Annotated in this window: 22 protein-coding genes and 3 tRNA genes; 1 reads left to right on the top strand and 24 read right to left on the bottom strand. The window is 58.0% G+C overall.

What is annotated here, in order from left to right:
* Window position 1 precedes the first annotated feature (1 nt).
* From Q666_RS55705 to Q666_RS55605, 21 genes are all read right to left on the bottom strand, one after another.
* Window positions 2-775, bottom strand: coding sequence for a biotin--[acetyl-CoA-carboxylase] ligase (locus Q666_RS55705; RefSeq protein ID WP_022998438.1), 774 nt, complete (start codon window positions 773-775; stop codon window positions 2-4).
* Between the two features lie 8 nt (window positions 776-783).
* On the bottom strand, window positions 784-2,223 hold the full coding sequence (gene nuoN / locus Q666_RS55700; protein WP_022998437.1) for an NADH-quinone oxidoreductase subunit NuoN: 1,440 nt from the start codon (window positions 2,221-2,223) through the stop codon (window positions 784-786).
* 22 nt (window positions 2,224-2,245) lie between these two features.
* The gene (locus Q666_RS55695) at window positions 2,246-3,772 is read right to left on the bottom strand and encodes an NADH-quinone oxidoreductase subunit M (RefSeq protein WP_022998436.1); all 1,527 of its coding nucleotides are present in this window, start codon (window positions 3,770-3,772) and stop codon (window positions 2,246-2,248) included.
* The gene (gene nuoL / locus Q666_RS55690; RefSeq protein ID WP_022998435.1) at window positions 3,772-5,775 is read right to left on the bottom strand and encodes an NADH-quinone oxidoreductase subunit L; all 2,004 of its coding nucleotides are present in this window, start codon (window positions 5,773-5,775) and stop codon (window positions 3,772-3,774) included. Before nuoL ends, Q666_RS55695 begins: the two co-directional genes overlap by 1 nt.
* 6 nt (window positions 5,776-5,781) lie before the next feature.
* A complete protein-coding gene (nuoK, locus tag Q666_RS55685) occupies window positions 5,782-6,090 on the bottom strand; it encodes an NADH-quinone oxidoreductase subunit NuoK (protein WP_006934707.1) in 309 nt (102 codons plus the stop codon).
* Between the two features lie 97 nt (window positions 6,091-6,187).
* Entirely contained in the window at window positions 6,188-6,802 is a 615-nt protein-coding gene (locus tag Q666_RS55680; protein WP_031268414.1) for an NADH-quinone oxidoreductase subunit J, read from the bottom strand.
* A gap of 89 nt (window positions 6,803-6,891) precedes the next feature.
* On the bottom strand, window positions 6,892-7,380 hold the full coding sequence (nuoI, locus tag Q666_RS55675) for an NADH-quinone oxidoreductase subunit NuoI (RefSeq protein ID WP_006934709.1): 489 nt from the start codon (window positions 7,378-7,380) through the stop codon (window positions 6,892-6,894).
* A 20-nt stretch (window positions 7,381-7,400) separates the two neighbouring features.
* A complete protein-coding gene (locus tag Q666_RS55670; RefSeq protein WP_006934710.1) occupies window positions 7,401-7,637 on the bottom strand; it encodes a hypothetical protein in 237 nt (78 codons plus the stop codon).
* Entirely contained in the window at window positions 7,634-8,692 is a 1,059-nt protein-coding gene (gene nuoH, locus Q666_RS55665) for an NADH-quinone oxidoreductase subunit NuoH (protein WP_031268412.1), read from the bottom strand. The genes Q666_RS55670 and nuoH overlap by 4 nt, the downstream gene beginning before the upstream one ends.
* Before the next feature lie 16 nt (window positions 8,693-8,708).
* Window positions 8,709-10,772 (bottom strand): NADH-quinone oxidoreductase subunit NuoG, encoded by a 2,064-nt coding sequence (gene nuoG, locus Q666_RS55660; RefSeq protein ID WP_022998432.1) that lies wholly within the window; start codon window positions 10,770-10,772, stop codon window positions 8,709-8,711.
* A gap of 26 nt (window positions 10,773-10,798) precedes the next feature.
* Window positions 10,799-12,100: an NADH-quinone oxidoreductase subunit NuoF gene (nuoF, locus tag Q666_RS55655; protein ID WP_022998431.1), complete on the bottom strand. Its 1,302-nt coding sequence runs from the start codon at window positions 12,098-12,100 to the stop codon at window positions 10,799-10,801.
* A 9-nt stretch (window positions 12,101-12,109) separates the two neighbouring features.
* Window positions 12,110-13,384 carry an NADH-quinone oxidoreductase subunit E gene (locus Q666_RS55650; RefSeq protein WP_022998430.1) on the bottom strand — a complete coding sequence of 425 codons (1,275 nt, stop codon included), beginning with the start codon at window positions 13,382-13,384 and terminating at the stop codon, window positions 12,110-12,112.
* 81 nt (window positions 13,385-13,465) lie between these two features.
* Complete coding sequence (locus Q666_RS55645) at window positions 13,466-14,650, bottom strand: NADH-quinone oxidoreductase subunit D (protein WP_022998429.1); 1,185 nt, start codon at window positions 14,648-14,650, stop codon at window positions 13,466-13,468.
* Window positions 14,643-15,086 carry a GFA family protein gene (locus Q666_RS55640; protein ID WP_035909426.1) on the bottom strand — a complete coding sequence of 148 codons (444 nt, stop codon included), beginning with the start codon at window positions 15,084-15,086 and terminating at the stop codon, window positions 14,643-14,645. The genes Q666_RS55645 and Q666_RS55640 overlap by 8 nt, the downstream gene beginning before the upstream one ends.
* 199 nt (window positions 15,087-15,285) lie before the next feature.
* The gene (locus tag Q666_RS55635) at window positions 15,286-15,891 is read right to left on the bottom strand and encodes an NADH-quinone oxidoreductase subunit C (RefSeq protein WP_022998427.1); all 606 of its coding nucleotides are present in this window, start codon (window positions 15,889-15,891) and stop codon (window positions 15,286-15,288) included.
* 181 nt (window positions 15,892-16,072) lie between these two features.
* Window positions 16,073-16,651, bottom strand: a complete 579-nt coding sequence (locus tag Q666_RS55630) for an NADH-quinone oxidoreductase subunit B (RefSeq protein WP_006934718.1) — start codon at window positions 16,649-16,651, stop codon at window positions 16,073-16,075.
* Entirely contained in the window at window positions 16,642-17,007 is a 366-nt protein-coding gene (locus Q666_RS55625) for an NADH-quinone oxidoreductase subunit A (protein WP_006934719.1), read from the bottom strand. The genes Q666_RS55630 and Q666_RS55625 overlap by 10 nt, the downstream gene beginning before the upstream one ends.
* Before the next feature lie 510 nt (window positions 17,008-17,517).
* Window positions 17,518-17,594 (bottom strand) — tRNA-Asp (locus tag Q666_RS55620).
* A gap of 55 nt (window positions 17,595-17,649) precedes the next feature.
* Window positions 17,650-17,726, bottom strand: a tRNA-Asp gene (locus tag Q666_RS55615).
* Window positions 17,727-18,011: 285 nt separating this feature from the next.
* A complete protein-coding gene (locus Q666_RS55610; protein ID WP_022998426.1) occupies window positions 18,012-19,670 on the bottom strand; it encodes a Na/Pi cotransporter family protein in 1,659 nt (552 codons plus the stop codon).
* Window positions 19,671-19,938: 268 nt separating this feature from the next.
* Window positions 19,939-20,014, bottom strand: a tRNA-Val gene (locus tag Q666_RS55605).
* A 146-nt stretch (window positions 20,015-20,160) separates the two neighbouring features.
* On the opposite strand from Q666_RS55605, the gene Q666_RS55600 reads away from it, so the two are divergent.
* Window positions 20,161-21,525, top strand: coding sequence for an FAD-dependent oxidoreductase (locus Q666_RS55600; RefSeq protein WP_022998425.1), 1,365 nt, complete (start codon window positions 20,161-20,163; stop codon window positions 21,523-21,525).
* Between the two features lie 2 nt (window positions 21,526-21,527).
* Here the strand turns inward: Q666_RS55600 and Q666_RS55595 are convergent, their stop codons facing one another.
* From Q666_RS55595 to lon, 3 genes are all read right to left on the bottom strand, one after another.
* Window positions 21,528-22,184 carry a hypothetical protein gene (locus Q666_RS55595; RefSeq protein WP_022998424.1) on the bottom strand — a complete coding sequence of 219 codons (657 nt, stop codon included), beginning with the start codon at window positions 22,182-22,184 and terminating at the stop codon, window positions 21,528-21,530.
* Window positions 22,185-22,346: 162 nt separating this feature from the next.
* The gene (locus Q666_RS0133840; protein WP_031268410.1) at window positions 22,347-22,622 is read right to left on the bottom strand and encodes an HU family DNA-binding protein; all 276 of its coding nucleotides are present in this window, start codon (window positions 22,620-22,622) and stop codon (window positions 22,347-22,349) included.
* Window positions 22,623-22,809: 187 nt separating this feature from the next.
* The gene (lon, locus tag Q666_RS55590; protein ID WP_031268409.1) at window positions 22,810-25,239 is read right to left on the bottom strand and encodes an endopeptidase La; all 2,430 of its coding nucleotides are present in this window, start codon (window positions 25,237-25,239) and stop codon (window positions 22,810-22,812) included.
* Between the last annotated feature and the right edge of the window lie 157 nt (window positions 25,240-25,396).

The raw sequence follows: 25,396 nt of genomic DNA, 5'->3' as shown, positions 1-25,396 counted from the left end.
CTCAAGCGCCAGGCAAAAACACATCACCCGCATAAATCGTTCGCTCACCGCCACCATCCTGTTGCAGGACCAGGTGGCCGCGCGCGTCCAAATCGGCAAAAGTGCCGGTAATTTCTTCCTGGGCAGTCCGAACCGTTATGGTCTTGCCCAGATGCGCCGCCCGTTTCAGCCAGGCTCGGCGAATTCCTTCAAAGCCGCCCGGTTGCTGCCAGCGAGACAGGTTGTCCGCCAGCGTCTCCGCAAGACATTCGAACAACCGTTCAGCTGTTACCTGATAGCCCAGGCTCCTGAGATCCGTCGCCTGATACAAGGACAACGGCGGGTGGGAAACACAATTGACACCGAAACCAAGGACAACTGCCTGCCGGCCATCGTTAAGCGTTTCAGCCTCCAGCAGGATGCCGGACAGTTTCGAGCCCTCTACAAGCAGGTCGTTTGGCCATTTCAGGCTTACCAGTTGCAGTGTACCTGCGGCTTTGTCAACGGCTTCCGCCAATGCAACGGCAGCGGCAAGCGGCAATTCGCCGATCCGTTCAGCCGGTTTTGGGTCGATCAGAAGCAGGCTGGCGAACATGTTGCCTATCGGTGAGGACCAGTCACGCCCGCGGCGCCCACGACCTGTGGTCTGCTCGTCTGCCCTGATCCACAGATGACCGGCGTCCCCTTGCCGTGCCTTGTCGAAACACAGCGAATTCGTGGAGCCGACAGTTTCCAGCTCCACAAAGCGAAAGTCCGGCGCACCTGGCGCCGGACGTTCATGTCCATAACTTGTCATGCGATCGATCAGAACAGCGACTGGGCAGCAGAGCTGGCCGCGCTGACGATCTGTCCCGGTGCCAGCCAGAAGAAGATCACGAAAACACTCGACAGGCCCAGAACCACGCGCAGTTCCATCGGCATGGCCTCGAAACCTTCAACAGGTTCGTCGAAGAACATGACCTTGACGATCCGCAGGTAGTAATAGGCACCTACCACCGACGCGACCACGCCGATCACGGCCAGCGGGAAGAGACCAGCCTCGACGGCCGCGCTGAACACGTACCACTTGCCGAAGAAACCGACCAGCGGCGGAATACCGGCGAGCGAGAACATCAGCAGACCCAGCAGGATTGCCATCGGCAGGTTTGTCTGGGACAGCCCGGCCAGATCACCGATCTCCTCGACCATGCCATCCTTGCGGCGCATGGACAGGATGCAGGCGAAGACACCAAGCGTCATGCCCATGTAGGCGATCATGTAGAAAATGACGCCTTCGACACCTGTCTGGGTGCCGGCAGCAAGACCCACCAGCGCGTAGCCCATGTGACCGATGGACGAATAGGCCATCAGTCGTTTCAGGTTGTGCTGACCGATAGCCGCGAAGGCTCCGAGTGCCATCGATGCGATCGACACGAACACGATGATCTGCTGCCAGTCGTTGGTAACCGGCTGGAAGGCCTCGATCACGATCCGGACCAGCATGCCCATAGCAGCAACTTTCGGTGCAGCGGCGAGGAATGCGGTAACCGGGGTTGGCGCCCCTTCATAGACATCCGGCGTCCACATGTGGAACGGAACCGCGGAAATCTTGAAGGCAAGACCGGCAAGAATGAAGGTCAGGCCGATCACCAGTCCGATGGAAGCGCCATCGTGGGACAGCGATTCCGCGATACCCTCGAAGGCCACCTGCCCGGTGAAGCCGTAAACCAGCGACATACCATAGAGCAGCATGCCCGACGACAGCGCGCCCAGCACGAAGTATTTCAGGCCGGCTTCGGTCGAGCGCACGCTGTCCCGGTTGATGGCGGCAACGACGTAGAGCGAAAGGCTCTGCAGTTCCAGGCCGAGATAAAGTGCGATCATGTCATTCGCCGACAGCATCAGCATCATGCCGAGTGTCGCCAGAACGATCAGGATCGGATACTCGAAATGGTCGAAGGACTGGCTCTTGGCATAGGCCCAGGACATGGCGATGGCAAAGAACGAACCTGCCAGTACCAGCAGTTTGAGCAAGTAGGCGAAATCGTCCAGAACGAACGAACCGCCGAACGTTTCACCAAAGGCCGGCACGAACAGAAGCACCAGGAAGGTACCGCCGAGCAGGCCCATTGCTCCACCGAAGACGGCGTAGCTGACGCGCTTGCCGCCAAAGGCGCCGATCATCAGCAGCACCATGGCTCCGAGGGCCAGGATGATCTCCGGCAGAACCGGCTTGAGATCTGGCAATAGGGTCAATTCAGACATAGCTCTGTCTCGTCCTCGAAACCTAGTGGGCCGCCGCGGCAGACGCTGCGTGCTGGACAACGCCAGCCGCGTCGAGCGCCGCGGTGTATTGATTGATGAGATTGTCGACCGCACCCTGGGTCACATCCAGGATCGCCATCGGATAGAAGCCGAAGAAGATCGTCAGGATGATCATGGGGATCAGGATAACCTTTTCCCTGAGGTTCAGGTCGAGGATCGACTTGAGGCTTTCCTTCTCCAGCGCGCCGAAGACGACGCGGCGATAGAGATAGAGCGCGTAGGCAGCTGACAGGATCACACCGGTGGTAGCAAAGAACGCCACCCACGAATTGACCTGGAACGCCCCCATCAGCGTCAGGATTTCCCCAACGAACCCGGAAGTACCTGGCAGGCCGACGTTGGCCATGGTGAAAATCAGGAACGCAACCGCATACTTCGGCATCCGGTTGACCAGACCGCCATAGGCAGCGATCTCGCGGGTATGCATCCGGTCGTAGATAACGCCGACACAAAGGAAAAGCGCACCGGAGACAATTCCGTGGGAAAGCATCTGGAAGATACCACCCTGCACGCCCTGCTCCGTCATCGTGAAGATGCCCATGGTCACGTAGCCCATGTGTGCGACCGATGAATAGGCGATCAGCTTCTTGATGTCTTCCTGAGCAAGCGCCACCAGAGACGTGTAGATGATCGCAACCACAGACAATGTGAACACGAAGGGTGCGAACATGTCGGAGGCAAGCGGGAACATCGGCAGGGAGAAGCGCAGGAAGCCGTAGCCGCCGAGCTTCAGGAGCACGCCCGCCAGAATGACGGAACCGGCAGTCGGTGCTTCCACGTGTGCGTCCGGCAACCAGGTATGCACCGGCCACATTGGCATCTTCACGGCAAAGCTCGCGAAGAAGGCCAGCCACAGCCATGTTTGCATCCCGCCCGGGAACTGATGCGCCAGGAGCGCTTCAATGTTGGTGGTGCCTGCGTTCCAGTACATCGCCATGATCGCGATCAGCATCAGCACCGAGCCGAGCAGCGTGTACAGGAAGAACTTGTAGGATGCATAGACCCTGCGCGCACCGCCCCACACACCGATGATCAGGAACATCGGAATGAGGCCAGCTTCGAAGAACACGTAGAACACGACCAGGTCCAGCGCGCAGAAGACGCCGATCATCAGCGTTTCCAGAACGAGGAAGGCAATCATGTATTCCTTTACCCGCTTCTGCACGCTGTCCCAGGAGGCCAGGATGCAGAACGGCATCAGGAAGGTCGTAAGGATCACGAAGAGGACGGAAATACCGTCAACGCCCATGCGGTAGCTGATGTTGCTTCCAAGCCATTCCCGGTGTTCCACGAACTGGAAGCCGGAGTTGGCGTAGTCGAAATTGCCCCAGATGAACAGCGACAGAAGGAAGGTCACCGAGGTGGTCACAAGAGCGACCATCCGGATGTTCTTCTTGCTGCCCTCGTCATTCCCCGGAACCAGGAGAATGAAGAGCACGCCCAGCAGCGGCAAGAACGTCGTGAGTGACAGAATTGGCCAGTCAATCATTAGTGTGCACCCCCGCCGGTGCCTGCACCGGTGAACATCGACCAGGTGATAAGCGCAGCCACACCGATCAGCATCGCAAATGCATAGTGATAGAGATATCCGGTCTGCAGGCGGACAACCCAGGCGGTCACATTCTGAACACGGGAAGCAACACCGTTCGGGCCATACCCGTCGATCACGGTGCCATCGCCCTTCTTCCAGAGGACCCGGCCGAGCCACATGGCAGGACGGATAAAGATGAAGTTATAAAGCTCGTCGAAGTACCACTTGTTGAGCAGGAACTGATAGAGGCCGGAATGGCGCTCCGCCAGCTGCTTCGGCATTTCCGGAGAGCGGATGTAGAACTGGTACGCAACCAGGAAGCCGAGCACCATCATGACGAACGGGGACACCTTCACCCAGCCAGGAACTTCGTGCATGGCATGCAGGATGTGGTTGGTTTCACTGTTGAACAGTGCGCCCTTCCAGAACTCTGCATAACCTTCGCCGTAGAACGAACCGTAGAAGACCATGCCCGCCAGCACAGCGCCGATGGACAGGATGAACAGCGGCACGGTCATCACCAGTGGCGATTCATGTACGTGTTTCATCACATCGACAGGCGCACGCGGCTTGCCGTGGAAGGTCATGAACGTCAGGCGCCAAGAATAGAACGACGTCAGCGCAGCAGCGATAACAGTCATCCAGAAGCCGTAGAGGGCCATCGGATTGGCGTGTTCACCCACGGAGCCCGCAAAGGCTGCCTCAATGATCGCATCCTTGGAAATGAAGCCGGCGAAACCGATATGAGTGAATGGAATACCCACACCTGTCAGGGCCAGCGTTCCGATCATCATCGTCCAGTAGGTAATCGGAATATGCTTCCGAAGACCACCCATCTTGCGCATGTCCTGCTCGTCGGAAACGGCGTGGATCACCGAACCGGCGCATAGGAACAGCAGCGCCTTGAAGAAGGCGTGGGTGAACAGGTGGAAGATGCCGATCGAATAGGCGCCGACGCCAAGTGCAACGAACATGTACCCGAGCTGCGAACAGGTCGAATAGGCGATCACGCGCTTGATGTCGTTCTGCACCAGACCGACAGTTGCGGCGAAGAAGGCCGTCGTTGCACCAAAGAACACGATGACCGTCAGCGCGGTGTGCGAAAGTTCCATCAGCGGTGACAGACGTGCCACCATGAAGACACCGGCGGTCACCATCGTCGCGGCATGGATAAGCGCGGACACGGGTGTCGGGCCTTCCATGGCGTCCGGCAGCCAGGTGTGCAGCAGGAACTGCGCCGACTTGCCCATAGCCCCCATGAACAGCAGCAGGCAGACAACCGTCATCGCTGCATGCGGATCAAGATGGTAGCCGAGGAAGGTCATCACCTCGCCGTGCTCCTGGATGAAGGACGGCGCGTCGTTGAAGATGGTGGTGAACTCGATGCTCTGGAACAGATAGAAGACGCCGAAGATGCCGAGCGCAAATCCGAAGTCACCAACGCGGTTGACGACGAATGCCTTGATGGCGGCCGCATTTGCGGACGGTTTCTGATACCAGAAGCCGATCAGAAGATAGGAGGCAAGGCCCACACCTTCCCAGCCGAAGAACATCTGCAGAAGGTTGTCTGCCGTCACCAGCGACAGCATCGCGAAGGTGAAAAGCGACAGATAGGCGAAGAAACGCGGCCGATGCGGGTCATGGTGCATGTACCCGATGGAATAGACATGTACGAGCGCGGACACAGTGGTCACAACGATCAGCATCACGGCGGTCAGCGTGTCGACCCTGATGGACCAGGACACCTTCAGATCACCGGTATCCATCCAGCGGAACAGATCGACGATCTGCATTTCCGAGCCGCCGAGCCAGAACCCGAAGAAAGTGATCCAGGACAGCAGCGCAGCGAGGATCAGGAGACCACTGGTAATATACTCACTGGCCTTGGCGCCGATGGCGCGGCCGAAAAGACCGGCGATCAGGAAGCCGATCAGCGGCAGGAACAGGATTGCGGAATACATCAGCTCCTACCCTTTCATCACGTTGACGTCTTCCACGGCGATGGAGCCGCGGTTCCGGTGGAAGACCACCAGGATCGCAAGGCCGATGGCGGCCTCTGCGGCAGCCACGGTGAGAACCAGCATGGTGAAGATCTGGCCCATCATGTCGCCGAGGAACGACGAAAAGGCGACAAAGTTGATGTTCACCGACAGCAGCAGCAGTTCGATAGACATCAAGATAACAATCACGTTTTTCCTGTTCAGGAAGATCCCGAAGATCCCGATTGTGAACAGGATCGCCGCGACCGACAGATAGTGCGACAGACCGATTTCCATGGGCGCCTCGCCGTGCTCCCCTCGTTTACCCCAACCGGAAACAGCACGGAGGAGCGTGCCGGTTCCCGGACTTTCTCGAAAACGCAACCAGGTTGCGTCAGATACCCTTGCCCGTTTCCACCTTGCGGACCTCAACTGAGGCTTCGCGGTTTCGCGCAACCTGGTCCGGAATGCTTTGACGTTTGACATTCGGCTTGTGGCGCAGGGTCAGGACGATTGCCCCGATCATGGCCACCAGAAGAACCAGGCCAGCGACCTGGAAGAAGTAGATGTATTTGGTGTAGAGCACAGACCCGATCGCCTGGATGTTGCTCACGTCGCTAAGTGCCGGCATCGGCTCTGCGCCGTGCCCGAGAACACCCGGTGCAATGATCCAGGCACCCAGCCCCATCAGCAGCTCGACCATCAGGATCACGCCGACCAGCGCGCCGACCGGCAGATACTGCAGGAAGCCCTGTCGCAGTTCGACGAAATCCACATCAAGCATCATGACGACGAACAGGAACAGCACCGCCACCGCGCCGACATAGACGACCACCAGAAGCAGGGCCAGGTATTCGGCGCCCAGCAGAATGAAAAGACCAGCGGAATTCACAAACGCCAGGATCAGGAACAGAACCGACGTCACCGGATTGCGCGACGCGATCACCATGAATGCTGACGCCAGGGTGACGCCGGCAAACAGGTAGAAAAAGAGGGCTTTCAGGATCATTTCGAAGACCTGCCTGTCGTGTGGCCTTGCGGCCGGAAGTGCGGTGCCCGGCCGGATTGCCGGGCTGGAAACCATTGTTGGGTATGCTCCTAACGGTAAGGAGCATCCATTTCAATGTTACGGGCAATTTCGCGTTCCCAACGGTCGCCGTTCGCAAGCAGCTTTTCCTTGTCGTAGTAAAGCTCTTCGCGGGTTTCCGTGGCGAATTCGAAATTGGGGCCCTCGACAATTGCATCCACAGGGCAAGCTTCCTGACAGAAGCCGCAATATATGCATTTGACCATGTCGATGTCGTAGCGCGTGGTACGGCGCGTGCCGTCGTTGCGCCGCGGTCCGGCCTCGATGGTGATTGCCTGTGCCGGGCAGATGGCTTCGCACAGCTTGCAGGCAATGCAGCGTTCTTCGCCGTTCGGATAACGGCGCAGGGCATGCTCACCCCGGAAACGCGGGCTCACCGGGCCCTTCTCGAACGGATAATTGACCGTTGGTTTCGGCTTGAAGAAGTAACGCATCGCCAGAACGAAGGCCGACACGAACTCCTGCAGAAACAGCGATTTGACGGCTTGACTAAGTCCCATCGCTTTTAGCCTCTCTTTCCTCAACCAGCCAGCTGACTGGCGGCCCAATAGCCGATGATCGGGAAGCCGAACACCGGAACTCCAAAAACCAGTGCGCCCAGGAGCGCCTTGTGTCTGGCCGCGACACCACCGTCGCCGCCAGCTTGTCTGTTCTTCGTCTCCGCCGCCTGAAGCATACCCTTCAGGATCTTCCAATCGAGCCAGCCGACATAAAGACCGACGGCGGCACCGATTGCACCGGCGAGCGAGATCGTCACGCTGCGCCCGGTGCCCAGCCCATGATCATCAGGACTGCGGCGACGACCACGACCATGGCCAGCGACAGCGGCAGGAACACTTTCCAGCCCAGGCGCATCAGTTGGTCATAGCGGTAACGCGGAACCATTGCCTTCACCATGGCGAACATGAAGAAGCCAAGGAAACACTTCAGCAGGAACCAGACGATGCCCGGCACCCAGGTGAACGGTGCAAAATCGAACGGCGGCAGCCATCCCCCCATGAAGAAGATGCTCATAAGCGCGCACATCAGGCAGATGGCGACATATTCACCGAGCATGAACATCATGTACGGGGTTGAGCCGTATTCCACCATGAAGCCGGCAACCAGTTCCGATTCCGCTTCCGCAAGATCGAACGGTGGACGGTTGGTTTCAGCCAGAGCAGAGATGAAGAACACCACGAACATCGGGAACAGCGGCAGCCAGTACCAGTTCAGGAACGACAGCCACGGCACACCCAGCATGTTGGCAAGACCGGTTTCCTGTGCCTGCACGATACCGGTCAGGTTCAAGGTGCCGGCACACAGCAGCACTGTCACGATGACGAAACCGATGGAAACCTCATAGGAGACCATCTGAGCAGCCGAGCGCAGCGCTGACAGGAACGGGTACTTGGAGTTGGAAGCCCAACCACCGATAATCACACCGTAGACTTCCAGCGACGACACTGCGAAGACGAAGAGCACACCGAGATTGATGTTGGCAATCACCCAGCCGTCGGCAACCGGAATAACAGCCCAGGCCGCCAGCGCCAGAAGCACGGATACCAGTGGAGCCAGCAGGAACAGAACCTTGTTGGATCCAGACGGGATCACCGGTTCTTTCAGAACGAACTTCAATAGATCGGCAAAACTTTGCAGCAAGCCCCAGGGACCAACCACGTTCGGGCCGCGGCGAATCTGCACGGCAGCCCAGATCTTGCGATCTGCGTAAAGCACGTAGGCGACAATCACAAGAAGCACGACCATCAGCAGAATGCTCTGGAATGCCATCCAGAGGAACGGCCAACCGTAGGTCGTCATGAACTCAGCCATATCGGTCCCCTACCCCTTATTCTGCTGCTTCTGCCGCTCGCGTCTTGGCGAGCGCCGAGCACTCGGCCATCGTCTTGGACGCGCGAGCGATCGGGTTGGTCAGGTAAAAGTCGCGGATCACGTTGGCGAAGCCTGCACTATCCATCTTGGCCTTGGCGTTGCCAAGCTTGGCGATATCACCAGCATCACCTGCCTCGATCGCATCGATGCCCGTCATGTGCGGAACAGCTTCGAACAACTTTGAGCGCAATTCGGCAAGAGAGTTGAACTCAAGCGTCTGGCCAAGCACCGCGGACAATGCGCGAAGGATCGCCCAGTCTTCGCGGGCATCTCCCGGAGGGAACGCAGCCCGGTCGGCCATCTGGACGCGACCTTCGGTGTTGACGTAGATCGCGGATTTCTCCGTATAGGCAGCGCCTGGCAGGATAACGTCGGCGCGGTGTGCACCGCGGTCACCATGCGTTCCCTGGTAGACAACAAAAGCGCCTTCCGGAACTTCAACTTCGTCGACACCCAGCAGGAACAGCACGTCAAGTGCACCCGGCTCCAGCATGGACCCTGTGTCCTTGCCGCCCTCGCCCGGTACGAAACCGAGATCGAGAGCACCAACCTGGGACGCTTCGGTGTGCAGGATGTTGAAACCGTTCCAGCCGTCCTTAACGACACCAAGCGCCTTTGCGGCTGCAGCAAGCGTCGCGAGCACTTCAGCCCCATCCGGACGGTTCAGCGCGCCCTGGCCGATGATGAACATCGGGCGTTCGGCCTTTGCCGGAGCGTGGTTCACGAATTCCTTCAGGCTGTCCGGACCGGCACCCAGATATGTTACCGGATAGGTCAGGTCGGCATTTTCACCAATCAGGCCAATGGTCACGTCGCCTTGGACCCAACGCTTGCGGATGCGAGCGTTCAGAACCGGAGCTTCCTGACGCGGATTTGTGCCGATCAGCATGATCGCGTCAGCATCTTCAATGCCCTGGATCGTGCTGTTGAAGAGATAGCTTGCGCGGCCGTTCTTCGGATGCAGCGGAGACCCCGGGAAACGGCTGTCGATGTTGGCAACGCCGAGTTTGTCCATCAGCGCCTTCAGCGCGAACATGTCCTCAACGCCTGCCATCTGTCCAGCCAGAGCACCGATTTTGTCGGCGCTCGCGCCTTTTACCTTTTCGGCGATGATCTGGAACGCTTCACCCCAGGTAACGGGCTGCAGCTTACCGTCCTTCTTGGCATACGGCCGGTCGAGGCGCTGGGTCTTCAGACCGTCCCAGATGTAACGGGACTTGTCGGAGATCCACTCCTCGTTGACCTCTTCGTTGAGCCGCGGCATCACCCGCATGACTTCCTTGCCGCGCGTGTCGACACGGATCGCGGAACCGACCGCGTCCATCACGTCGATGCTTTCGGTCTTGGTCAGTTCCCACGGACGGGCGTGGAATTCGTAAGGTTTGTGGGTCAAGGCACCAACCGGGCAAAGATCTGCCACGTTGCCCTGCATTTCCGACGACAGGGCCGCTTCGAGATAGGTGGTGATTTCCGCATCTTCGCCACGGCCGACCAGCCCCATGTCGGTGACACCACACACTTCCGTGGTGAACCGCACACAACGCGTGCAGTGAATGCAGCGGGTCATGATCGTCTTGATCAGCGGACCGATTTCCTTGTTCTCAACGGCGCGCTTGTTCTCGTGGAACCTAGAACCGTCGACGCCATAGGCCATCGCCTGGTCCTGCAGATCACACTCGCCGCCCTGGTCGCAGATCGGGCAATCCAGCGGGTGGTTGATGAGCAGGAACTCCATCACGCCTTCGCGGGCCTTCTTGACCATCTCGGACTTGGTCTCGACCACCGGCGGCTCGCCGTTCGGGCCGGGACGAAGGTCTTTCACGCCCATGGCACACGAGGCCGTCGGCTTGGGCGGTCCACCCTTCACTTCGACCAGGCACATGCGGCAGTTGCCGGCGATAGACAGCCGGTCGTGGTAACAAAACCGCGGAACCTCGGCGCCCGCCTCTTCACAGGCCTGAAGCAGCGTGTAGTCCGCCGGGACATCCACTTCCTTGCCGTCGATGATGAGCTTCGTCATCCGTTGCTCTCCAAATCCCGTTCCGCTTACTCAGCCGCCACCATGGTCGAAGAAGACTTCGACTTGGCGACATAGTCATCGATGCGTTGCTCGATAACAGGCCGGAAATTCTTGATCAAACCCTGGATCGGCCAGGCGGCCGCGTCCCCGAGTGCACAAATCGTGTGGCCTTCGACCTGCTTGGTCACCTTGAACAGCATGTCGATTTCCTCATAGGAGGACTCGCCCTTGACCATTCGTTCCATCACACGCCACATCCAGCCCGTGCCTTCGCGACACGGTGTGCACTGGCCGCAGCTTTCGTGCTTGTAGAAGTAGGACAGGCGGGCAATGGCCTTGATGATATCCGTCGACTTGTCCATCACAATCACGGCTGCAGTCCCCAGGCCGGAGCCAAGACCGCGCAGCGTGTCGAAGTCCATCGGCGCGTCCTTGATCTGCTCTGCCGTGAGGCATGGAACAGACGAACCACCTGGAATAACCGCGAGAAGGTTGTCCCAGCCACCGCGGATACCGCCGCAATGCTTGTCGATCATCTCGGCAAACGGGATGCCCAGCTCTTCCTCGAAGGTCGACGGCTTGTTGACGTGGCCGGAAACACAGAAAAGCTTGGTGCCGGTGTTGTTCGGACGACCGAGCGCCGAGAACCACGCAGCACCGCGGCGCAGAATGGTCGGAGCAACCGCGATCGATTCAACGTTGTTCACCGTGGTCGGGCACCCGTAAAGGCCGACGTTTGCCGGGAACGGCGGCTTCAGCCGCGGCTGGCCCTTCTTGCCTTCCAGGCTTTCCAGCAGCGCGGTTTCCTCGCCACAGATGTAAGCGCCGGCGCCATGGTGGACATAAATGTCGAAGTCGTAGCCGTTCTTGTTGTTCTTGCCGATCAGACCAGCGTCATAAGCCTGGTCAATCGCAGCTTGCAAACGCTCGCGCTCGCGGATGAATTCACCACGAACATAGATGTAGGCAGCAATGGCACCCATCGCATAACCGGCAACAAGGCACCCCTCGACCAGCGTGTGCGGGTCATGGCGCAGGATCTCGCGGTCCTTGCAGGTGCCCGGCTCGGATTCGTCGGCGTTGACGACGAGATATGCCGGGCGGCCATCGGATTCCTTGGGCATGAACGACCATTTCAGGCCGGTCGGGAAACCGGCACCGCCACGGCCACGCAGACCTGAATCCTTCATTTCCTGAATGATCCAGTCGCGCCCCTTGTCGATGAGGCCCTTGGTATTGTCCCACTGTCCGCGCTTCTTGGCGCCTTCCAGGCCCCAGTCGTGGAGACCGTAGATATTGGTGAAGATCCGATCCTGATCCTTCAGCATCTCTTCCCCCTAGTCTTCGCTCTTGGAGGAGGCCACTTCACCGGCTTCCACGCGCTTGGAAAAATCTGTTTCACCACCGGATGCCAGAACCTTGGCCTGCTCAATCCAGCCATCACGTTCGATACGGCCCTTGAACTTCAGGCGGCTGTCGACCCAGGCAACTTCCTGCGGTCCCCATGAGGCCACCTGATCGAAGTGGAAAAACCCGAGTTCGTTGAGTGTCGCTTCCAGTTTCGGACCGACGCCCTTCAGCTTCTTCAGGTCGTCCGGCTTGCCGCCGCGCGCTTCCTTCAGAAGTTCAGGTTCTTTTTCCTGACCGTCGGTGCTTCCACTGGTGTCGGCTGTGCGGGCAACTTCAACTTCGGCACGGTCGTCGGAATCAGGCTTGCCCTTGTTCTGGCTGCGCGCTGCAGGCGTAGCTGCTTTTTCGGCCTTGGCTTTCTTGGCCGGTTCAGCCTTTGCCTCAGCCTTCTTGGGCGCAGCTGCCGCTGGTGCTTCACTTGCCTTGGCCGATTTGGCTGCATGCGCCGCCTTTACCTTGGCAACAGCATCTTCTGCAGGGGTCGGCACGCCATCATAGTCGTTGCCACCAGCATTGATCGGTGCGCCGGCAAAAGCATGAGACGCCTTTTCCGAACCGTCGACCAGGTGGGGAACCGGCAGCTCACCCTTCGTGTTGTCATCGATTTCAGTGAGCGACGTCTGACCGCCTTCGGCCATTGCAAAACGGCGACCGTTCTGCGGGCCCGGCGTTACCTCCTTGCCGGCGGCTATATCGTCGATCAGCTGGTTGAAGCTGTCTTCAGTCAGGTCTTCATAGGTATCCTTGAAGATCTGTACCATCGGCGCATTCACGCAGGCGCCAAGACACTCGACTTCTTCCCAGGAGAACATGCCATCCTCGGAAATCTCGTGCATGTGCTTGGCAATGCGGCTCTTGCAGATCTTGATCAGGTCTTCCGACCCGCGCAGCTGACACGGCGTCGTGCCACAAACCTGAATATGGGCCTTCTTGCCGACCGGCTGCAGCTGGAACATGGTGTAGAACGTCGCCACTTCCAGAACGCGGATCTTCGGCATGTCGAGCAGGTCCGCGATATAGCGGATTGCCGGCTCACTCACCCAACCTTCGTTCTGTTCCTGCGCACGCCACAAAAGCGGAATGACCGCGGAGGCCTGACGGCCTGCCGGATAACGGTCGATCAGCTTCTTTGCCCAGTCGAGGTTCTTCTCGGTGAACGCGAAGCTTTCTGGTTGTTCCGCGGCAAGTCGGCGAACTGCCATGGTGTTATCCCCGTTCTGTCAAAATGACCGGAGCCGGACGGGCGGCTGCCAGGGTCAAAAATTGGTTGCGTGCCGTCCGCATCAGCGGTCGACCTCACCGAACACGATGTCCAGAGACCCCAGCACTGCCGAAACGTCGGCAAGCATGTGCCCGCGGCACAGGAAGTCCATGGCCTGAAGGTGGCTGTAGCCAGGCGCCTTGATCTTGCAACGGTACGGCTTGTTGGTACCGTCCGCGACCAGATAGACGCCGAACTCACCCTTGGGTGCTTCAACGGCTGCGTAAACTTCACCAGCCGGGACGTGATAGCCTTCGGTGTAGAGCTTGAAGTGGTGGATGAGCGCTTCCATCGAACGCTTCATTTCACCGCGCTTCGGCGGCACGATCTTGCCGTCGATGGACGAGACCGGACCAGTTTCGACCGTCAGCTTTTCCAGGCACTGCTTCATGATCCGGACTGACTGGCGCATTTCTTCCATGCGGATCAGGTAGCGGTCGTAACAGTCGCCGTTCTTGCCGATCGGAATATCGAAATCAAGTTCGGAATAGCATTCGTAAGGCTGCGACTTGCGCAGATCCCAAGGTGCACCGGATCCACGAACCATCACGCCGGAGAAGCCCCAGGCCCAGGCATCGTCAAGGTCGACAACGCCGATATCCACGTTGCGCTGCTTGAAGATACGGTTGTCGGTCAGGAGACCTTCGATATCGTCAAGCGTCTGCAGGAACGGATCACAGAAGTCCCAGATGTCGTCGAGCAGGTCACGAGACAAATCCTGGTGAACACCGCCCGGACGAACGTAAGCTGCGTGCATGCGGGCACCGCAAGCACGCTCGTAGAACACCATCAGCTCTTCACGAGGCTCGAAGCCCCAGAGCGGCGGTGTCAGCGCGCCCACGTCCATGGCCTGCGTCGTCACGTTCAGAAGATGCGACAGCAGACGACCGATTTCCGAATAAAGGACACGGATCAACTGGCCGCGCTTGGGCACTTCCACACCAAGCATACGCTCGACTGCAAGCGCAAAAGCGTGTTCCTGGTTCATCGGCGCCACGTAGTCGAGGCGGTCGAAGTAAGGCACAGCCTGCAGATAAGTCTTCTGCTCGATCAGCTTTTCGGTTCCACGATGCAGCAGACCGATGTGCGGATCCACACGCGTTACCACTTCGCCGTCGAGCTCAAGCACGAGGCGCAGCACGCCGTGCGCCGCCGGGTGCTGCGGACCGAAGTTGATGTTGAAGTTACGAACCTGAGCCTCAGCCATTTTGAGGTTCCTGCATTTTTTGCGTGAAATAGGCGATGACTTCGGGACCGGTCATTCTGCGGGTTTCATTAGCGAAAGCGTAGTTTGCCGGCTGTTCGTCAACGAAAATTTCGGACGTGAATTTGAAAACGGACGGATCGTCAAAGGCTTGCGCGGAAACGCTCACGTGCGAGCCGTCGGCCATGCGCCACATCAGCGAGGAACCGCACTTGCTGCAGAAAACCCGCTCGCCGTAGTCGGATGACTTGTAGACGCCGAGGGCATCCTTGCCTTGAACGTCCAGACTGTCCATCGATCCGCAGCTGACAGCCATATAGGTACCACCGGTCCAGCGGCGGCACATGGCGCAGTGGCAGACTCCCATTTCGCCGTCTACCGGCGTTGCGGCAAACCGCACTTCGCCGCAAAGACATCCACCTGAAAGCCGTTCAACCATTTTCATACGTCTCCCGGCCAACGTTTAAAGGCCAAGACCCAAAGCAACACTAGATTCAACAGCGGCACTAACATCAGCAAGCTAAGAGCTGCTGGCCATCCCGCACGAGGAAAGATGCGCCAAAAGGGAACGACAAACACTATCACCCAGATCAGCATCATAAGTATTTGCCAGACGCTAATACCCATTGCCTCGCCCCTCAGTTGGTCGTTGCCTTCTCGTCACCGGGCAGCACGTAGTCCGTGCCTTCCCAGGGCGAGAGGAAGTCGAAGGAGCGCATTTCCTGGTTCAGACGTACCGGTTCGTAGACAACGCGTTTCTTCTCGTCGTCATAACGAACTTCGACAAAGCCCGTAACCGGGAAGTCCTTGCGCAGCGGATATCCGTCAAAACCATAGTCGGTCAGGATGCGGCGCAGGTCCGGATGGCCGGAGAACAGAATGCCGTACATGTCGTAGGCTTCACGCTCGAACCATTCAGCACCTGGAAACAGCGGGGTCAGCGAAGCAACCGGCGTATTTTCATCGGTTGCAACCTTCACGCGAACGCGCTGGTTCTGAACGGGAGACAGGAAGTGGTAGACAACGTCAAAGCGCTTCTCGCGCGAAGGGTAATCCACACCGCAGATATCCGTCAGATTGACGAACTTGCACGAGCTGTTGTCGCGCAGAAAGCGGATCGCATCGAGAATGTCGGTCGCGTTTACGGTCAGCGTCAGCTCACCGTATTCGACCTTCCAGGACACAAGGGACTCACCCAGACCGAGCTCGATATGCTCAGCGAGTTCCTTCAACGTCTCGTCCATCGTGTTCGACCTCACTCGTAGATCTGCAGCGTTCAACCGGTTCCGATTGAGTGCCGACTGCTGATCGATCCAGTTTGCCGGGTCTTAGTTGCGCCCCGCTGGACGCGACCCGGAGAGTCAGTTGAACGGGCGCCAGGCGCCCACTCCCTCAAAAATCCGCCGCCTCTTCGGCGGCAGATCCTTATCTTTCGATAGTGCCCGTGCGGCGGATCTTCTTTTGAAGCATCAACACGCCGTAGAGCAGCGCCTCAGCTGTCGGAGGACAGCCTGGAACGTAGATATCGACCGGCACCACGCGGTCGCAACCGCGCACCACAGAATAGGAATAGTGGTAGTAGCCGCCACCATTGGCACACGACCCCATGGAAATGACGTACCGCGGCTCAGGCATCTGGTCGTAGACCTTGCGCAGCGCAGGTGCCATCTTGTTCGTCAGCGTGCCGGCAACGATCATAACGTCCGACTGGCGCGGTGAAGCGCGCGGCGCGAAACCGAAACGCTCGGCGTCATAGCGCGGCATCGACATCTGCATCATTTCAACGGCACAGCAGGCCAGGCCGAAGGTCATCCACATCAGCGAGCCGGTACGGGCCCACTGGATGAGGTTGTCGGTGGAGGTTACGAGAAAGCCCTTGTCGGCCAGCTCGTTATTGACTTCCAGGAAGAATGCGTCATCCGCGCCGACAGGCTTGCCCGTATTCGGGTCGATAATACCCTGCGGCTGCGGTGCGACGAGCGGCTCGGTCGTGGTCAATCCCATTCCAGCGCTCCCTTTTTCCATTCGTAGATGAAGCCGACGGTCAGGACACCGAGGAAGACCATCATGGACCAGAATCCGTACCAGCCCAGGTCACCGAACACGGTTGCCCAGGGGAACAGGAACGCGACTTCCAGGTCGAAGATGATGAAGAGGATCGAGACCAGATAAAAGCGCACGTCAAATTTCATGCGTGCATCGTCGAAAGCGTTGAAGCCGCACTCATAGGCCGACAGTTTTTCCGGATCCGGATTCTTGTAGGCCAGGATGAAAGGCGAAATCAGCAGCGCAAGGCCGATCACCAGCGCAATGCCGATGAACACGACGATCGGGACATATTCCCGCAAGAGTTCTTCCATGTCTTTCGCGTCCTTGCATATGGAGGCGGATCGGGAGGCGATCCGGTGCCAGGGCTGCGCGCCCCGTTGCCTTCATTATACCGGCAGGTCACGCTGTGCCCGTCGGCGTTATGAAACCAACATGCGAGCGCACGCTTAGCTTACGACTTGGTGCAACGCAAGACCCACATGCGGTCAAACTCTTGCCATGTTTGCACCTGTTTCGCACCTACCCCCGACAAATCCTTAATTTCAGCCAGTTTGCAGGAAGGCAAAAACTTTGCACAACCCATCAGGAAATATGCCGCACCTGCGTTCGTTTTCCACCCCCCTCGCAGAATCGAAGCAAACGCCAGACAAACACCAAAAGAGCTGAAATTTGAATGGACTGCGTCGCCCCTGCCTTGAACGCATGATAGCCATCTTGGCGACAATGCCAAGGGGTTGCCTGTCTGCGCGGCAAAGCGCTCGCTTTGCGCGAGGCTTGATGTTTTCGATTGAAGAGTCTGGGAAAACAAGAGGTACCGTGAGTGGCGCGAGTGACGGGGCTCGAACCCGCGACCTCCGGCGTGACAGGCCGGCACTCTAACCAACTGAGCTACACCCGCACATTCACGGTATATGCGCCAATTCCCGAAAGTACCAAAGCACTTCTATGGGAAGTGGCGCGAGTGACGGGGCTCGAACCCGCGACCTCCGGCGTGACAGGCCGGCACTCTAACCAACTGAGCTACACCCGCTTCGTCAGGCGACGCGTTGTCGCCCTGAAGTGGCGCTGATGTACGGCGGCTGGTTTTGGAAGTCAAGCACCCTATTCCGTCCGAATTGCCGTTTTTTGACAAAGAAGCGCCCAATCGCAGGTTTTCCCCAGAGCCGCCTTGCCGATCAATGTGGATAACTTCCTGTTTCGTAACGGAATTATCCGCGTTGCACCTAGCTGTTTTCCGATGGGTTTAGTCTCAAACACATTCGCCAGCTCATAAATACGACCTGAGCCATGCAGATTCTCGTTCTTCAGCCGTGTTTTATTCAGCCGGCACCAGCCGCGTATCGCGCAACAGGCCCTCTCTGGCAAGAATAGGCACCGCAGCAGCTGCGAACAGCGAATTGATTTCCTTGAGGCTGCGCATGACTTCCAGATGGGCATTGCTCGATTCCATGCTCTGAAGCGTTTTCGATTTCAGCCGCTCCAGGTGCCGGTTATGACTTTCGCGTTCCAGGGTGCGCATCTTGTCCTTTTCTGCAATCAACTCACGCGCGGACGCGACATCCGCCGAAACGAGCACATTGAGGGCAAGCTCCATGTTCGCCAGAACACGGTCGTGCATCCAGGTGAGCTCCTTCAGCCCCTCCTGCGAAAAGCTGATCTTGTTCTTCTGCAACTCCAGGGCAAGTTCGAGAAGGTTCTTTGCCACAAGATCTCCAGCGCGCTCCAGATTGACCGCGAACCCCACCAGTTCCATGCTGCGCTCAGCCTGTTCGCCGGTCAGCTCCCCACGATTCACCTCTGCGATGTAGAGTTTCACCGAAGAATGGATCGCATTGACCTGCTTATCCAACTGCTGCAAGCGCCTGATTTCCGGCTCACTGCCCTTCTCCAGCATCATGAGAACCGGTCTTGCCATCACCTCGACCAGTTCCCCCATACGCAAGAGTTCGCGCGTTGCACTGGCCAGGGCAAGCCTGGGGTTGCCGACCAGTTGCTTGTCCAGCGCGCTTTGCGGTGTCAGCCGATCCGCCTCTTCTTGTTCCTCTCTGTCGGGCACCAGGCGTTCAACCAGCCAGGCAACCGGTCTTGTCAGTGGCAGGCAGACGAGAACAAGCAGGAGATTGAAAAGCACATGAACGGCAACGATCTGCTGGGCCGGGTCATTGCTGATAGAAGCCAGAGGCAGATCTTGGAATTTTAGCGCCAGCATGACCAGCACTGCGCCGGTAGACCTGAAGAGAAAATTGCCAAGCGGCAGAAGCTTGGCCTTGCGATCCATTCCGCGTGTCAGCCAGAGCGCGACAAAACCCGCACCAATGTTCGCTCCCAGAACGAGTGGAATCGCAGCCTCGTGCGGCAGACCGGTCTTTTGCACCAGGGCAGCGATCATCAGCACGGCTGCCACGCTGGAATGCACCAGAAACGCCAGAAGCGCCCCAACCGCCATCGCCGTCGGTGTGTCCTGCGCAAGGAAGCCGGCAAACTGCGGCATGAACCGCGCTTCCTTCAACGGCGTCGTCGCTTCGCCGATCATTTGCAGCGCAATCAGGATGAAAGCGATTCCCAGAAGAATGCGTCCGATCTGTTTCGCGGATCGAGCGTCGAGCTTCAGGAACAGCCACGCTCCTCCACCCAGGAGCAACGGCACCAGCCAGCTGAGATCGAACACAAGAAACTGCACGACAAGCGCCGACCCGAGATCGGCGCCCAGCAGAACCGCCAGTCCGGCAGCTGTGGAAATGAAGCCGGATGTCGCAAATCCCGCCGCCAGGATCGCAACCGCCGTCGCACTTTGCAGCAAAATGGCAACCGCAGTTCCAGACAAGGCGCCGGCAACCGGTCCGGAGGATGCCCTGCCGATGGCGCGTCTCAACGTTGGCCCGGCCGCCCTTTCAAAACCTGTTCGAACCATGCGAACCGCGTAAAGGAGCAGCATGACTGCCCCGAACATCTTGATGAAAACTAGGATTCCCATCTTGCCAAGTAGCTACCTTTAAACGAGTTTTTTATTTAGCCGCAGAAGTTTATCGGACAAAAAGGAAAAAGAAAACTCACCATTCGAAGGCCAAACGAAATCAACCCGCCACCGGTATGCCCAGCAACGGCGGCAAAGCGAAATGACTGTAAATGTGCGAATTTCCGAAACAGCGAACTGCCTGGCAATGTGAGAGCGGCAGCAAACAGCAGAAAACACCCTGATGCGCAGGCACCCTGGTTACAAGTGACGGATTTCATAAGGGGAATGGTGGGCGATGAGAGACTCGAACTCCCGACATCTTCGGTGTAAACGAAGCGCTCTACCAACTGAGCTAATCGCCCTCAACGAGGTGAGACGCCTTTTAGGGGCTCGTTTGCTGCTTGGCAAGAGCAAAATCTCAGATTTCCGTTTCAATGATAATGCCTGTGGATGACGGCTCCGAAAACCTGCAAACTGACCGCTTCAAAAGCTTGAGAAAGCCGCACCCATGGTGACATCCCGCCGGTTGTTTCTGACTGGAATTCTGGCTGCCCTCACCGGCCTGCCGCTGTTGACCAGAAAAAGCTCATCACAACCCGTGGCCGGACAAAGAGTGGTTGTTGTTGGTGCCGGCATCGCCGGTCTGGCGGCCGCAAGAACACTTGCAGACGCAGGCTTCTCCGTAACCGTGCTTGAGGCTGGTAACCGGATCGGCGGCCGTCTGCACACGGACAGATCGTTGGGGGTGCCTCTCGACCTTGGAGCAAGCTGGATCCATGGAACACGGTCCAACCCCATCACTGCGCTCGCGCAGCGCTTCGCACAGCCGATGTTCGAGTGGGACTACGACAACGAGGAGGTCTTCGACCTGACCGGCAACGGTGGCAGAGCAGTCGAACGTTTCGAGACTTTCGCGAACGCCCTGGAAGATTTTCTGGACGACACTGAAACCTCCCTCACCCGGATATCGGCAGCCAATGCCATTGAAAAGATACGCCGGCAACGGGCCCTGTCGAGCCTCACTGACGCTGAACTCGGCTTCATGGCGCATATTCTGCTGGAGCAGGAATTTGCAGCCCCAGTGAGCGACCTTTCGCTTGCAGCCGTTGAAGAAGGCGGTGCCTTTAAGGGACCCGACGCCGTGCTTCCGCAGGGCTATGACAAGATTGCATTGGGGGTGGCGGAGGGATTGACCATCCAGACCGAAACCGTCGTGACCCAAATCGACCATTCCCAAAGGGGCGTTTCGGTAAGAACTGAGAACGGTGTACTGGAGGCCGATTTTGCAATCTGCGCAGTGTCTCTGGGTGTCCTGAAGGCTGGCGACATCGTCTTTTCACCTGGTCTTCCTGACAACAAGCGCAACGCCGTCAGTTCCCTGCGCATGGGCGTGCTTGATAAAATCTATCTCTCGTTCCCGGAAGCGTTCTGGGATGAAACTGTCCACAACTTCGGTCGCATATCCGGCAAGCCTGACACTTTTGCCTACTGGCCGAATCTTTCGCCCGTGACCGGAAAACCGATTCTATGTGCGCTGAATGTCGGCGAATTTGCTCAGAACCTTGAGGAACTTGGTGAAGAGAACCGCAGACAGGTCGCCTTCGAAGCGCTTCAAACGATGTTCGGCCTCGACATACCGCCGCCTGACGCCAGCATAAGTTCCGCCTGGCAGCAAAACGAACGAACGCGAGGATCCTACTCGTTCCTGCCTGTCGGGGTGGAGTCGCGAGCAAGAAAAGCACTGGCTGCCGACCTCAATGGAAGGATCTTCTTTGCGGGAGAAGCCACCGCCCAGGACTATCCGGCAACAGTGCACGGCGCCTGGCTTTCCGGCCAGCGCGCCGCACGCGACGTGATCGCAAGTGCCCGCTAAGTCTATTGGAACTTGTAGGCGAACTGGAGCATGTCGGTGAGCCCGCGCTGCGGGTTGTCCGCGGCAAGTCCGTTCTGATTGAAGAACTGCACCAGACGGGCAATCCCCTGCTGGTCGTTCGGTCCTCTTGGCGGCGGCTGATCCATTAGCTTGGCGGCGATTATCCAGGACATCGTCCGGCGAAGGCGATTCTGATTGGCACTGAATTCTGGATTGCTGGCTGCTCGCTCGAACAAACCGCCCCACGCCTGATTAACGGCATCGTTGATGGCTTCGATGCGAATGAACCCGGCTTTATTGGGACTACGCGCCTTGTTGAGCAGGTGGTCGATATTGTACCCGGCAAGATCCGACGGCGCCGCCTTCATGCCGTAGACTTGCTCGACAAAGCGCAGCCAGGCTTTCTGATAGGACGAATACCCCGCCCTCACCCATACGCTGGCATTTTCGTCCGCGTTTCCGGGTTTCTGCACGATTGCTACGTTCTTCAGGCTGCTTCTACCGGCTTTTCCGGTCTGGACGTCCTCGTCGAAATCGTCGAGGAACACGAGGCGTCCAAGTGCCTCGGGGTGTTCCACCTGAACCTGCACCAGGGGGTCACGGACCCAGGCATCAAATAGCGCGCGTTGGCGCCGGCGGATCAAGGCTTGCAGTGACATTCCAAATCCTGTCGAGCAATTGGCATCACCTCACGACAAACGCAATATAATGTAGCAATGGCAATTCGCCAGAGCTCAATCAAAAATAGAAAACAGGCAAGGAAAAACCCCGCATCCGTTTCCGGATACGGGGTTGAGCGAAGAAATCGCTCGTGAGCGCTATTAGGCGTTCACGGCGTCCTTCAGGCCTTTACCGGCCTTGAACTTCGGCGTCTTAGAAGCCGGGATCTGGATCGTTTCGCCAGTCCGCGGGTTACGGCCTTCGGTTGCTGCACGTTCGGAAACGGTGAAGTTACCAAAGCCGATGATGCGGACTTCGTCGCCGCTCTTCAGCGTAGAGGTGACAGCTTCGAAAGTTGCGTCAACTGCTTCGCCTGCCTGCGCCTTGGTGAGGCCGGTCTTTTCTGCAACAGCTGCGATCAGATCGTTCTTATTCATAGCAGATACCTTTCTAAGAAACGGCAGAGTGCCGACGATTCCTGTCAGCGCCGTTGCGCGAAATTCGGTTGAATTGAACTGAAACGCAAGTGGTTTTTTCGCAGAAAACAGCCATTTTGACCGATTATTCAAAAGAAAAGCCCCGGTTTTCCCGGGGCTTTCCAATTTGTGCGCTGCAATGTCGCGATTAGTGGGCAAGAACACCGGAGGTGTCGTCGTCCTTTTCTCGCGCCTTGGTTGCAGCTTCGTGAGCTGACTCATCCCATTCGATGGCCTCCGGCAAGCGAACAAGAGCGTTTTTCAGCACTTCTTCCATGCCCGAAACCGGGATGATCTCAAGCGAGTTCTTGACCGAGTCCGGGATATCCGCCAGATCCTTGGCGTTGTCTTCCGGGATCATAACCAGCTTGATTCCGCCACGAAGGGCAGCAAGCAACTTCTCCTTCAGACCACCGATCGGCAGGATGCGACCACGCAGGGTGATTTCACCGGTCATGGCAACATCCCGGCGAACCGGAATGCCGGTCATGGTCGAGATCACGGCCGTAGCCATCGCGATACCTGCGGACGGACCATCCTTCGGGGTAGCCCCTTCCGGAACGTGAACGTGAATGTCCTTCTTTTCGAAGGTCGGCGGTTCAATGCCGTAATCAATCGCACGCGAGCGGACATAAGATGCCGCCGCAGAAATCGATTCCTTCATCACGTCCTTCAGGTTGCCGGTGACGGTCATCTTGCCCTTGCCGGGCATCATCACGCCTTCGATGGTGAGAAGCTCACCGCCGACTTCGGTCCAGGCAAGGCCGGTAACCACACCGACCTGGTCTTCCAGTTCAGCTTCGCCGTAGCGATACCGCGGCACACCAAGGTATTTCTCGACGACCTCGCTGGTCACCGTGATGCTTTCCTTGTCGCTCATCAGGATGTCCTTGACCGCTTTACGGGCCAGGGTTGCCATTTCACGTTCAAGGTTACGCACACCGGCTTCGCGGGTGTAGCGGCGCACGATGAAGTGAAGCGCTTCATCCTCGATGGTGAACTCACCTTCGCGCAGGCCATGATCCTTCTCGGCCTTAGGGATGAGGTGACGGCGGCAGATTTCCACCTTTTCCTCTTCCGTGTAACCGGCGATGCGGATCACTTCCATACGATCCATCAGCGGGCCCGGAATGTTCAGCGTGTTCGCCGTGGTCACGAACATCACATCCGAAAGGTCATATTCGACCTCCAGATAGTGGTCCATGAAGGACGAGTTCTGTTCCGGATCCAGCACTTCCAGCAGAGCCGATGACGGGTCGCCGCGGAAGTCCATGCCCATCTTGTCGATTTCATCGAGCAGGAACAGCGGATTGGACTTCTTGGCCTTCTTCATTGACTGGATGACCTTGCCGGGCATCGAGCCGATGTAGGTACGGCGGTGACCACGGATTTCCGCTTCGTCCCGCACACCGCCGAGCGACATGCGTACGAATTCACGGCCGGTCGCCTTCGCAATCGACTTGCCGAGCGAAGTCTTGCCGACGCCTGGAGGACCAACGAGACACAGGATCGGACCACGCAACTTGTTGGCCCGGCTCTGGACCGCCAGATACTCCACGATCCGTTCCTTGACCTTTTCAAGGCCATAATGGTCGGTGTCGAGAACCTTTTCGGAGAAGGCCAGGTCGTGCTTGACCTTGGACTTCTTGTTCCACGGAATGCCGATCAGCCAATCCAGATAGTTCCGCACGACGGTCGCTTCCGCGGACATCGGGCTCATCTGTTTCAGCTTCTTGATTTCGGCTGCAGCGCGCTCGCGTGCTTCCTTGGTCAGCTTCGTCTTCTTGATCTTGTCTTCGAGTTCGGCGACCTCGTCGCGGCCGTCCTCGCTGTCGCCAAGCTCCTTCTGAATGGCCTTCATCTGCTCATTCAGATAGTACTCGCGCTGGGTCTTCTCCATCTGCCGCTTGACGCGGGAACGGATGCGCTTTTCCACCTGCAGGACGGAGATTTCGCTCTCCATCATGCCCAGGACGCGCTCAAGCCGCTCGGCGACGGAAACGACGCCAAGGATTTCCTGCTTTTCCGGAATCTTGATCGCAAGATGGGAAGCTACCGTGTCGGCGAGCTTGGAATAATCGTCGATCTGGTTGATCGCGCCCAGAACTTCCGGCGAAACCTTCTTGTTCAGTTTCACGTAGTTCTCGAACTCGGACACGACCGAGCGCGCAAGTGCTTCCACTTCGATATTCTCGCCATCACGCTCCGGCAGAACCGTTGCGGAGGCCTCGAAATAGTCGGCACGGTCGGTGTATTCGCCGATCTGTGCACGGGCACCGCCTTCCACCAGAACCTTGACCGTATTGTCGGGCAGCTTGAGAAGCTGCAGCACGGTCGCGAGCGTGCCGACATTGTAGATCTGGTCAGGCTTGGGATCGTCGTCAGCTGCATTCATCTGTGTTGCCAGAAGAATGTGCTTGTCGGTGGTCATCACCTCTTCGAGCGCCTTGATTGACTTCTCGCGGCCGACAAACAGCGGCACGATCATATGCGGGAAGACAACGATGTCGCGCAGGGGCAAGACGGGGTAGACAGACGTGCTGTCCTGATCTGTGGCGCGAATTTCTGCGTCGCTCATTTTTTTTCCTTTCTCAGCGTGTCCCGGCCCCACTCGGTAAAAGGCAGCCAAAACACTGGAAAACGGCTCCGAACCGGAAGGTCCTGAAGGCCAGATCACGGCACCCCAGATGGGCGCGCCGACAATCCGCATAAGCCGTCCTTAGGTCTATTAGGTG

The sequence above is a fragment of the Labrenzia sp. C1B70 genome (genome assembly GCF_000475395.1).
GTDB classification, from domain to species: domain Bacteria; phylum Pseudomonadota; class Alphaproteobacteria; order Rhizobiales; family Stappiaceae; genus Roseibium; species Roseibium algicola.
Note: the sequence above shows the minus strand (reverse complement) of the source record. Positions and strands in the feature narration are given on the sequence as shown.

What these genes read in the sequence shown, in the direction of transcription:
- Q666_RS55645 (WP_022998429.1), bottom strand. Translation starts at nt 14,650, where the DNA reads ATGGCTGAGGCTCAGGTTCGTAACTTCAACATCAACTTCGGTCCGCAG.
- nuoG (WP_022998432.1), bottom strand. Translation starts at nt 10,772, where the DNA reads ATGACGAAGCTCATCATCGACGGCAAGGAAGTGGATGTCCCGGCGGAC.
- Q666_RS0133840 (WP_031268410.1), bottom strand. Translation starts at nt 22,622, where the DNA reads ATGAATAAGAACGATCTGATCGCAGCTGTTGCAGAAAAGACCGGCCTC.
- nuoL (WP_022998435.1), bottom strand. Translation starts at nt 5,775, where the DNA reads ATGTATTCCGCAATCCTGTTCCTGCCGCTGATCGGCTTCCTGATCGCC.
- nuoK (WP_006934707.1), bottom strand. Translation starts at nt 6,090, where the DNA reads ATGGAAATCGGTCTGTCGCACTATCTGTCGGTCGCGGCGATCCTGTTC.
- Q666_RS55600 (WP_022998425.1), top strand. Translation starts at nt 20,161, where the DNA reads ATGGTGACATCCCGCCGGTTGTTTCTGACTGGAATTCTGGCTGCCCTC.
- Q666_RS55680 (WP_031268414.1), bottom strand. Translation starts at nt 6,802, where the DNA reads ATGATCCTGAAAGCCCTCTTTTTCTACCTGTTTGCCGGCGTCACCCTG.
- nuoI (WP_006934709.1), bottom strand. Translation starts at nt 7,380, where the DNA reads ATGGGACTTAGTCAAGCCGTCAAATCGCTGTTTCTGCAGGAGTTCGTG.
- Q666_RS55695 (WP_022998436.1), bottom strand. Translation starts at nt 3,772, where the DNA reads ATGATTGACTGGCCAATTCTGTCACTCACGACGTTCTTGCCGCTGCTG.
- Q666_RS55625 (WP_006934719.1), bottom strand. Translation starts at nt 17,007, where the DNA reads ATGGAAGAACTCTTGCGGGAATATGTCCCGATCGTCGTGTTCATCGGC.
- nuoH (WP_031268412.1), bottom strand. Translation starts at nt 8,692, where the DNA reads ATGGCTGAGTTCATGACGACCTACGGTTGGCCGTTCCTCTGGATGGCA.
- Q666_RS55595 (WP_022998424.1), bottom strand. Translation starts at nt 22,184, where the DNA reads ATGTCACTGCAAGCCTTGATCCGCCGGCGCCAACGCGCGCTATTTGAT.
- Q666_RS55640 (WP_035909426.1), bottom strand. Translation starts at nt 15,086, where the DNA reads ATGGTTGAACGGCTTTCAGGTGGATGTCTTTGCGGCGAAGTGCGGTTT.
- Q666_RS55610 (WP_022998426.1), bottom strand. Translation starts at nt 19,670, where the DNA reads ATGGGAATCCTAGTTTTCATCAAGATGTTCGGGGCAGTCATGCTGCTC.
- nuoN (WP_022998437.1), bottom strand. Translation starts at nt 2,223, where the DNA reads ATGTCTGAATTGACCCTATTGCCAGATCTCAAGCCGGTTCTGCCGGAG.
- lon (WP_031268409.1), bottom strand. Translation starts at nt 25,239, where the DNA reads ATGAGCGACGCAGAAATTCGCGCCACAGATCAGGACAGCACGTCTGTC.
- Q666_RS55650 (WP_022998430.1), bottom strand. Translation starts at nt 13,384, where the DNA reads ATGGCAGTTCGCCGACTTGCCGCGGAACAACCAGAAAGCTTCGCGTTC.
- Q666_RS55635 (WP_022998427.1), bottom strand. Translation starts at nt 15,891, where the DNA reads ATGGACGAGACGTTGAAGGAACTCGCTGAGCATATCGAGCTCGGTCTG.
- Q666_RS55630 (WP_006934718.1), bottom strand. Translation starts at nt 16,651, where the DNA reads ATGGGATTGACCACGACCGAGCCGCTCGTCGCACCGCAGCCGCAGGGT.
- Q666_RS55705 (WP_022998438.1), bottom strand. Translation starts at nt 775, where the DNA reads ATGACAAGTTATGGACATGAACGTCCGGCGCCAGGTGCGCCGGACTTT.
- nuoF (WP_022998431.1), bottom strand. Translation starts at nt 12,100, where the DNA reads ATGCTGAAGGATCAGGATCGGATCTTCACCAATATCTACGGTCTCCAC.